Consider the following 10032-nt stretch of genomic DNA (forward strand, 5'->3'; position numbering starts at 1 on the left):
AACATTGTTTCATTAAAAACTAGTCCTGACGGGTGAGGTTTACATCTTCTCAGGTTACAGTTTTTACATTACATATGCTTGAACACTTTCGATGCTGAACAGCTTATTAGTAGAAACCCTGTAGCCGATTCAACTCCTGCTATCATTCGTAGATGTCCGTCCGGCTCGATACTTCCAAGACCCAATGTAGTAATCGTAGTTAGTGAAAAGTAAAAAATATCCATGGAAGTGGCAGGTTGCTTAAAATCGCCGAGCTCGAAATAAAGTCCAATTTCATACGCCAGAGTAAAAATGACTGCTAGTAAAAGTTGGCTCGAAATGGCAATAACGACTACCGACAGTGTTTTTATCCAAGCTCCCTTCAATCTCTCGCTGATATTGTCCGCGACTACTGAAATATTAAAAAGATGCAGCCCTACGCAGATCAACAGTGCAGTTAAAACTATTAATATAGACAAAAACATAATATTTCCTTGTTGGTACAAAACTTGACTAGTTAAGATTGATTGGTTTGTGACCTCTCTCAAGCTTTCTTTTGTTAGAAAGATTTACAAATATTAACTATTTCTTAAGTAAGGATTACATATGAAATACTCTAAGTTCGCTGCAATGATAATAACTTCAACTGTAGCGATGTTTTTAATGATGTACTTAAATACCTACGCTATCTCGCATGTCTGGTTCAGTGAGACAAGGACTTATATGGCACTCTATATGGGGGCAGGCATGGCGATTATAATGTTAGCTTTCATGTTAGGTATGTATAGCAACAAGAAACTCAATACAGCCATTTTTATAATAGCGGCACTTACTTTCGCCTTGTGTATCTATCTTGTTCGTTCACAAAGTACCATTTCAGATACCGCTTACACGAAAGCAATGATTCCTCATCACTCTATAGCTATTTTGACTAGTGAGCGTTCTAACCTTGAAGACGTTCGCGTACGAGAATTAGCAAACGGCATTATTAAAGCTCAGCGAAAGGAAATAAAGGAGATGGAGTGGTTGATAGAGGATATAAATAAGAATGGCAAGGTAACAACTCAGGAACAGGCCGAACAGCGTCCAATTCCTCAATTTGAAGGTAAATTGAATAAAGGAAAGGAAAATGAGTAAGAAAGCTATCCTATATAGAATGGTTACTAAAGAGCACATTTGCCCTTACGGTTTAAGGTCAAAAGACTTACTAGAGCGAGAAGGCTATTCAGTAGAAGACAATCATCTTACTTCACGTAATGACACCGATGATTTCAAGCAAAAGCATGGTGTAGAAACGACGCCTCAAACCTTCATCGAAGAAAAGCGAGTTGGTGGATATGATGAGCTTCGTAAATACTTCGGGAAAGGAGAAGCGGGGCAGAACGGAACTACTTATGCACCTGTTATTGCGATTTTTTCTGTGGCAGCTCTGCTATCGTTAGCATTCCAGTTTTTTGTTTCTGAAGACTTCATCTCTATAAGAACACTGGTTCTCTTTATTGCTTTCTCAATGACACTACTTGCAGTTCAAAAATTGAAGGATTTGTATAGTTTTACAAATTCGTTCATAACCTACGATTTGTTGGCAATGAGGTGGCTTCGATATGGTTACATCTACCCATTTCTTGAAGCCTACGCGGGGATAGGAATGGTAGCTCAACTGCCTGCCATAGCTGTTGCGCCATTTTCACTATTTATAGGAACCGTTGGGGCAATTTCTGTCTTTAAAGCAGTATATGTGGATAAACGGGAGCTCAAATGTGCTTGTGTCGGTGGGGACAGTAACGTGCCGTTAGGTTTTGTTTCACTATCAGAAAACATTTTTATGATAGCAGGCGCATTACTCATGTTATCTTTTTAGTTACAAGAGTTGCTTATCGACTAAACTTAATAAAAGTAACTCTATCAGCTTTTAAGATTGAAAAGACTGCTTGTTTAACTACATAGGAAGTTGTTTATCTTAGTTACAAGCAAATGTCATTGATTAAAGTGTCCTTAAGACTTATCTTTTCTAAGGGAATAACGTCGCGTAAAGGTTGAGAGCAAATACAAAGTTATGAGATCTATTATTTTCACACTATGCATTGGATATTTATTGGTACTGTTTACCGTGCCAGTTGATGCGTGTGAAATGAAAATGGATGAACATAGCTCATTAACTAAGGCTTCTCACAAATTCGCAGACGCTCATGAGGAGAAACGTAGCAGTTCACCTAGTTCTAAGCATCAAAGCGCTCACACTGATGGACACCCCTCGCATTCGGGTAAATCAGGTTGCTGCAATGATGGATGTATGTGTATAGCTACCAATTGCTACCACTTTGCAAGTCTTTTTTACGTTCCCATTCGTCAATTTGAAACAACTTTTGCTGAGCAGTATGACATTATCGCTCTAGCTGTTCCCCCCAAAATTTTCACTCCACCTTTTCGTCCCCCGATAGCCTAAGGTACTGACTTAGTTAGTAATACTTTTTAAATGGATGAAATTCCTTCGTCCAGTTAGTATCAATTCAAAGGCTAAAAACTATGAAAAATTCTATCGACAACGGTCGCAGAAGATTTGTGCTCGCTGCCCTGACCTCAAGCGCTGCGGCTGCGTTAACCAACGTTAGTCCTCTATGGGCAGCACCTGTTGGTCGCCATTTTAAAGATCAAGTTTTGACAGGTGATATTAAAAATCTCAATGTGTCAAAAGCGCAATTGCCAATAGGCTCAAATATGGGCTCACCTATAACGATCAATGGTCAAATGCCGGGCCCGTTGATTAGATTGAAAGAAGGACAGAGAGCGCACCTCAATGTAACTAACCACCTAAACCAAGATACTTCAATACACTGGCACGGGATTATTTTACCACCAGATATGGATGGCGTTCCGGGAGTTTCCTTTGCCGGAATAAAACCTGGCGAAACATTTAAATATGCATTCGATGTCGAGCAAAACGGCACCTACTGGTACCACAGTCATTCAGGCCTCCAGGAACAGTTGGGCCATTTAGGACCTCTTGTGATCGACCCCGCAGATGGGGACATTGGGGCTGATAGGGAACATACAATTATTTTAAGCGATTGGACGTTTTCAGACCCCCATGACGTTATGCGAAAACTGAAGGTAGCGGAAGGTTATTACAATTATCAAAAGCGAACTATTTTCGACACGTTAGAAGACGTAAAGAAAAAAGGGCTTGCCGATACATGGGAAGAGCGTGCTATGTGGGGTGCAATGCGTATGAGCCCTCGCGATATAGCTGACGTTACAGGCAGTACATATACATACTTAATGAATGGCCGGACACCACAAGATAATTGGCAAGCCCTGTTTAAAGTAGGCGAGAAAATCCGGTTGAGGATCATAAATGGTTCTGCGATGACTTATTTCGACTTTCGCATCCCAGGGCTTGAAATGACAGTTGTAGCTGCAGATGGTCAGCCTGTTAAACCAGTAAATGTGGATGAGTTTCGAATTGCAGTAGCGGAAACTTATGACGTAATCGTTCAGCCAAAAGAGCGAAAAGCTTATACCTTTTTTGCGGAAAGTTTTGATAGAAGTGGATATGCGCGTGGCACCCTAACCCCGTCAATTGGCCTTACTGCAGAGGTTCCCCCACAGCGAGTTATCACAGAGCGTGGCATGGCGGCGATGGGGATGGACATGTCTGGTATGAAAGGCATGAATATGGATAAGTCCAAGGTCGACAGCTCGGGCATGGCTGCTCCAAAAGGTGAAATGAAAGGAATGGGGCAGCATAGCGCCCATACAATGCATGGCACCCAAATGGAAGGAGAAATGACCCCCTCCAAAAAGCTCCCAGTAGAAAGCATAGACATTGTCCACAGCGAAGACGGGCACGGCGCTGGTGCAGCGATGATTGCTAAAAATCCAAGCTCTAGGTTGGATGAACCTGGGATCGGTTTGGAAGACAGCCCACATCGTGTCCTTGTTTATACAGATTTAGTCGGTGAAAGTCCTTGGCCTGACGAAAGAGAGCCGGAACGTCAAATTGAGCTTCACTTAACGGGCAATATGGAAAGGTACATGTGGTCGTTCGATGGCAAAAAGTTTAGTGAAGTAGACGGATATGTACGTTTCAATTATGGCGAGAGACTACGTCTGATCTTGGTTAATGACACTATGATGGATCACCCTATTCATTTACATGGTATGTGGATGGAACTTGAAAACGGCCAATATCCAAGACCTCGTAAACACACGATCAGCCTCAAGCCTGGAGAGAAGGTCTCGTTACAAATCAGCGCAGATGCCCCCGGTGAGTGGGCGTTTCATTGTCACCTGCTATACCACATGGAAGCAGGTATGTTTCGTGTTGTACAGGTCGCATAGGAGATTAAAATGAAACAGATATTAATAGCAGGCCTAATAACATTAACTTTGAGCGTTGACAATGCTTTGGCTCAATCAAGAGATGACTGGCCATCTCCTATTCCTAATGAATATTTTGGCCAAGTTCTATTTGACCGACTTGAATATAATCGCACTGATGAGCAGCAAAATATAGGGGTCTGGGACATGCAAGCGTGGTATGGCGGAGATTACCATCGTCTTGTTTTTAAAAGCGAAGGCGAAAATACACAAAACGATGGAATGCCTACTGATCTGGAACGAGCAGAACTGTTGTACGGTTATCTAGTTTCTTCTTTTTGGTCTATACAATTTGGTGTGGGCACAAAGGGAGAGCTGTCATCAGATGCGGATATGGAGAACTATGCGGTGGTCAGTTATCAAGGTCTAGCTCCTTACTGGTTTGAAATGGAAAATTCACTGCGTATTAACGAAGACGGTGACATGCAGTTCATCAATGAAACCGAATATGACTGGCAACTAAGTCAAGTTTCCTATCTGCAACCGCGACTGGAAGTTGTTGCCAACCTCACCGATTCTGAAAAGTATGACCGTCAAAGCGGGTTGAGTAATATTCGTATTGGTTTGCGATATCGGCATGAAATAGTGAGGGAGGTAGCACCTTATGTCGGTGTTTATTACAGCAAAGCTTTGGGAAATACAGCTGATGCATTAAAGGCTGAAGGCAAGTCAACCAGTGAAACTGGTGTAGTGTTAGGTGCAAGGATTTGGTTTTAAACGCCCTACGCTAAAAATGAAATAACTGGTATGCCATTGCCAGTTATTTCTTTCTACACGTCTTCGAATTTGTTTTGTAATGGGCCTGTGTCCTTATATTTGCTGCAGGTTGCTTTTGTTGTTACTCAGGCTCACATGACATAAAGGAGTAACCAATATGAATGAACACGAGCATTCAAACAGGAAAGATTCGTTAAGCCTCTGGGGCGCGGTATCGATGGGAACTGGTGTAATGATAGGTGCTGGTATATTTGCTTTAACCGGGCAAATAGCAGAGCTGGCAGGCACATGGTTTCCTTTTGCGTTTTTAGTTGCAGCGATAATTGCAGGGTTTAGCTCATACAGTTACATCAAAATGGCACAGAAATACCCCTCTGCAGGTGGTATCGCCATGTTTCTGAAAAAAGCCTATGGTAGAGGTCTGCTGACTGGTGCCTGTGCATTGCTAATGTTTTTTTCCATGGTTATCAATGAAAGTTTGGTAGCCCGCACTTTTGGCACTTATGTCCTACAATTGTTTGACTCTCAGGGCGCTGAGTGGCTTATACCAGCGCTTGGCGTGAGTCTTCTTATTGTGGCATTCATTGTTAATATTTTGAGTAATCAATTCATACAGACCCTCTCATTTATTATGGCTTTTATCAAAATAGCAGGACTTGCAGTTTTGGCAATTGGTGGGCTGTGGGCAACCGGTTTGTCGTTTGAGAGCGTTTCAGCTCAACCGCAAGATACCAGCGCAACCGGTTTTCTCGGAGCCGTGGCACTTGGTATTTTGGGATACAAAGGATTCACTACAATCACAAACAGCGGAGGCGAGCTCAAACAACCAGAAAAAAATGTAGGAAGGGCCATAGTCATTTCTATATCCATTTGTGTGGTACTTTATGTTTTTGTCGCAGTTGCAGTAGGAGCAAATTTATCAATTGGCGAAATAATACAGGCAAAAGATTATTCGCTTGCTGAAGCATCTCGACCCGCATTCGGCCAGTATGGTGCTTGGTTTACTATAGCTTTCGCGATTATTGCCACGTCTTCCGGTGTCGTTGCCAGCATCTTCGCTGTTTCAAGAATGCTATCGATGCTTACATCAATGCAACTTGTGCCTCACCGTCATTTTTCATTACCGGGAGATATAAGAAGACATTCCTTAATTTATACGTTAGTCATCGCAATATTTCTTACCATATTCTTCGATTTGAGCCGCATAGCCTCAATCGGTGTAGTTTTTTATATCGTAATGGATATCTTCATCCACTGGGGAGTGTTCAAGCATTTACGAGATGATGTGCAAGCTAAAGCTTGGGTACTAGTCAGTGCAATTATTCTCGATATCATTGTTCTTCTATCTTTTATGTGGGTGAAAGCAAAATCAGATATCTTCATTGTTGGGATTTCTGTGGCTGGACTTCTTATCGTATTCGCGGCTGAGAAATGGTTTCTAAAGCTCCATGCGTATGATGATGATGATAAAAATTATAACTGATGCAAATCATTGAAGCTGTTCATGAACTACATCGACGGAGTAAGACAATATTCAGCGTAGGCAGAGTAGCAGCCTAAAAGGTAAGCGCAGTTGTTATGAATAGGAAAGGAATTAACCGGCATTAGCGTGCCGGTTATTTTTACTCGTGGCACACTTTAACCGCTTTTTTGCTGCTTCAGTGTATTCATTATTTCAGCAAACTCCTGTCCTTTTGACTCAGGTGGCTGGCTACAACCCTGCTTCTCTGTATTGGTTTGACTGGGTAGTTGCATGGCTTGCTGTAAGGCTAATTCTGAATTATTGGTTATCATAATATCTCACCGTTAGTTTAAATTTATGTGGCAGTAGATATCAGCAAATATCGTACCTGTGCTAAAAGGACAAATACTGACTATTTATTTAGCCCTCACTACTACAGCTGCCTATTGTAAATACTGGCAATAAGCCAACCCAGTACACCTGCGAACAAAGCCCATAAAGCTCCGCCTATCACTACACCCAATAAAGGCACGTTCCATATCATCCCTTGCCAGTCTGAAAACATTATATTACCAGCCATGGGTGACATCATGTCGGGCATTGTAATAATGAACAAAGAACTAACAACTAACAACACTCTCGAAGCTGAACGATGCGGCGCACGCGAACGCAAATACATTTTCTCGAATTTTCATCTTACGCCTCCTTAAAGCCAGCATCATAATGGGGTTCTAGGGATTTTCCCCTCTAAAAAGACATAATCCTCTGTAGACCACACCAATAAATGGCTGCGGAGGTGGGTTACTACTTATAAGTGTGGCAAATTAGGTAAATATCGTACATTTAATACGGAACAGCCCTGATATGGCCATCAAAAACGAAATTACTATTCTCACGAGAGCAGAACAGGCAGATCTTTATTCCCCACCCATTTTTTCAATCGAAGAACAACGTCTGTACTTTTCTCTGAACGATGCGGAATTGGCAGTTTTTCGGTCAATTCGTCTCAGAGCTCATAGATGTTACTTTGTCGCGATTTTGGGATACTTCAAATCAAAGCCCGTCATCCTAGATATCGCTTACTCGCAGGTTTCTAAGGATTTAATGTTCATCAGTAAAGAGCTGCTTGGCGGCAAGGGGCTCAGACCATTCACTCCCTCACAAAAACAAAAAGATCGACTCTACGCAAAAGTATTAGACCTTGCTGGTTATCACAAATGGGACGAAAGTCAGCACTTCAATTCTCTTTTCGACCACCTTGTTCAGGTGGGCAATGCCTGGCTGGAGCCGCGTTACCTCTTTGATACTGCTATTGAATTCCTAACCAGTCACAGCATTGCTATCCCTAGGTACACCGTACTCCAGAGACTGATAAGCAGAGCGATGCAGCAGGTCAGAAAAGACCTGGCGCACCAACTTAATCAACTCACCAGTCCTGAACTTCACGTCTTTCTGGACAGCATAACAGCCATTGATGACGGACTAAGCCTGAACCAGCTCAGAGGCGGTGCAAAAAGTCTGACCGTACCTGAACTTAAAAAAGAGCTTGCCCTTTATCATCAGTTAGCGCCATGGCGCACGCAAATCAATGGCGTTATCGATGGGCTTAATCTGTCTCTTAAAAATCGACAACACTTCGGTGAGCTCATCAACTATTACGGTAGTAAACTCAAACGATTCAAACGCGCACAGCAGCATCTATGGTTGCTATGTCACCTGACAGAGCGGATACAACTGGCACTGGAACGGTTAACTGATGGGTTCATTTACCATATCCGCAAGCAACAAGAAGCTGCCAACACCTTTGCACAACAAGCAGTGTTCCTGTCCTGGCAGTCAGCCGCGGACAATGTCACGAAAGCGGCAGAGTTACTGCATCTGTTTGTGGATGAGAACATTGATGATAATCAACCCTTCTCAGTAGTCAGACAACAGGCATTGAAGGTCATGAATGACAGGGATATCCAGACCCTCTGCCTTTACCTGAAAAAACAGAAACGGACCGTGGAAGAGTACCAGTGGCAACATTACGATGAACAATGCAATCTCCTGGAGCAACTGTTAAGGCAGGTGTTCTTGTGCCTTGAATGTGAGGCCGGTAAAGGCTCAGAAGCCGTCGTCGCCCAACTTCAACAGATGCAGACGGAAATCGCATTCGGTGGACCACTGAAGACGATGGATACGTCGCTCATCCCGAAAAAGCACCTCCCATGGTTGGTTAAACAGGATAACGTTAACCCGCAACGTTACGAATGGCTGCTCTACCGCCAGTTGACTTCGCGACTGAACGGACGCATTTATTTGCCAAATGTTACCAAATACCGCGCACTGGAAGACGACCTGATCCCCCAGACATCGCAGGATACCTTGCTGGCCTCATCAACACTGGACAGACTAAAACAGCCCGCAGAGTTATTGTTACAGGAGAAACAACACCGGCTGGAAAGTGCACTCAAAGACGTTGCTCTCCATATTGATGAGGGAGACAATCGAAATGTGATCATGAAAAATCGTACCGGTACCCGCTGGCGTCTGCCGACCAAAAGCGCTACATCTCTGGTCAACAATCCCTTTTTTAAGCGAATGCAACCGGTCGGTATCGCGGATGTACTGCGGTATGTAGAGCGCGAAACCGGGTTCATGAAATGTCTGACTCATGTACTTCCGATACAAAAACAAGGGTTCACTCATCAGGATGATTTACTGGCCATTCTGATTGCCAACGCCACTCACCGTGGTGTGTATGGCATGGCGCAGATCTCCGATCGAAGCTATGAACACCTGAGTACGGTGCAGGCCAACTATATCCGGCCTGAAACGCTGCATGACGCCAGCGACGTGATCAATAATGCGGTTGCAGCGCTACCCATCTTCCGCCACTACCATATTCAGGAGGACCAGCTGCATGCCAGTGCGGATGGTCAGAAATTCGAAACCCATCTGGAAACCTTTAAAACCCGGTACTCCTCTAAGTATTTCGGCACCAACAAAGGGATCACGGCCATGACACTGGTGGCCAACCACAGCGCCCTCAATGCTCGGATCATCGGTTCCAACGAGCACGAATCACACTATATTTATGACCTGTTACAATCCAACAGCAGTGAAATCAAACCTGACGTACTCTCGACAGATACACACGGTGTCAATCATGTTAACTTCGCCTTACTGGATCTATGCGGTTACAGTTTTGCACCGCGATACGCGCAGTTCAGTAGTGTCATCAATGATCTGTTTGACGTAACTGAAAATGAACACGGCGGCACCAACCTTGCCCTGAAAAAGCCCATCAGGACGAATGTCATCGAAACGGGATGGCAGGATATTAGGCGCATTGTTCTGTCACTTCAGACAAAGCGAACGACACAGGCAATGCTGGTAAGAAAGTTGTCTGGTTATCCTTCGGGGCACCCGACATTACAGGCGCTGACGGAGTATAATCGACTGGTCAAAGCGCAATATTTACTGGATTACATAGACAATGCCAGTTTGCG

General features: G+C 43.6%; 9 protein-coding genes. 6 read left to right on the forward strand and 3 right to left on the reverse strand.

From position 1 onward, the window contains the following. Positions 1-68: 68 nt before the first annotated feature. Positions 69-464: an ion channel gene (locus WA381_RS19440; protein WP_015066041.1), complete on the reverse strand. Its 396-nt coding sequence runs from the start codon at positions 462-464 to the stop codon at positions 69-71. A gap of 121 nt (positions 465-585) precedes the next feature. Between WA381_RS19440 and WA381_RS19445 the strand changes: the two genes are divergently transcribed. The 5 genes from WA381_RS19445 to WA381_RS19465 all read left to right on the forward strand — a co-directional run bounded on the left by WA381_RS19445 (position 586) and on the right by WA381_RS19465 (position 6559). Next, entirely contained in the window at positions 586-1116 is a 531-nt protein-coding gene (locus WA381_RS19445; protein WP_012516919.1) for a DUF305 domain-containing protein, read from the forward strand. After that, a complete protein-coding gene (locus tag WA381_RS19450; RefSeq protein ID WP_012516918.1) occupies positions 1109-1840 on the forward strand; it encodes a MauE/DoxX family redox-associated membrane protein in 732 nt (243 codons plus the stop codon). Before WA381_RS19445 ends, WA381_RS19450 begins: the two co-directional genes overlap by 8 nt. A gap of 665 nt (positions 1841-2505) precedes the next feature. Next, positions 2506-4320, forward strand: coding sequence for a copper resistance system multicopper oxidase (locus WA381_RS19455; protein WP_012516917.1), 1815 nt, complete (start codon positions 2506-2508; stop codon positions 4318-4320). A gap of 9 nt (positions 4321-4329) precedes the next feature. Further along, on the forward strand, positions 4330-5076 hold the full coding sequence (locus tag WA381_RS19460) for a copper resistance protein B (RefSeq protein ID WP_156087449.1): 747 nt from the start codon (positions 4330-4332) through the stop codon (positions 5074-5076). A gap of 157 nt (positions 5077-5233) precedes the next feature. Then, on the forward strand, positions 5234-6559 hold the full coding sequence (locus WA381_RS19465; protein ID WP_012516915.1) for an APC family permease: 1326 nt from the start codon (positions 5234-5236) through the stop codon (positions 6557-6559). Between the two features lie 155 nt (positions 6560-6714). Here WA381_RS19465 and WA381_RS19470 read toward each other — a convergent pair whose 3' ends face one another. Further along, a complete protein-coding gene (locus WA381_RS19470) occupies positions 6715-6870 on the reverse strand; it encodes a hypothetical protein (protein ID WP_012516914.1) in 156 nt (51 codons plus the stop codon). A 101-nt stretch (positions 6871-6971) separates the two neighbouring features. Then, on the reverse strand, positions 6972-7217 hold the full coding sequence (locus WA381_RS19475; protein WP_012516913.1) for a DUF5676 family membrane protein: 246 nt from the start codon (positions 7215-7217) through the stop codon (positions 6972-6974). A gap of 185 nt (positions 7218-7402) precedes the next feature. Here WA381_RS19475 and WA381_RS19480 point away from each other — a divergent pair. After that, positions 7403-10032: Tn3-like element ISShfr9 family transposase (locus WA381_RS19480; RefSeq protein ID WP_336138588.1), on the forward strand; the 2630-nt coding region annotated here is incomplete at its 3' end.

The organism is Alteromonas sp. CH_MED4-4 (genome assembly GCF_037029575.1).
GTDB classification, from domain to species: domain Bacteria; phylum Pseudomonadota; class Gammaproteobacteria; order Enterobacterales; family Alteromonadaceae; genus Alteromonas; species Alteromonas macleodii.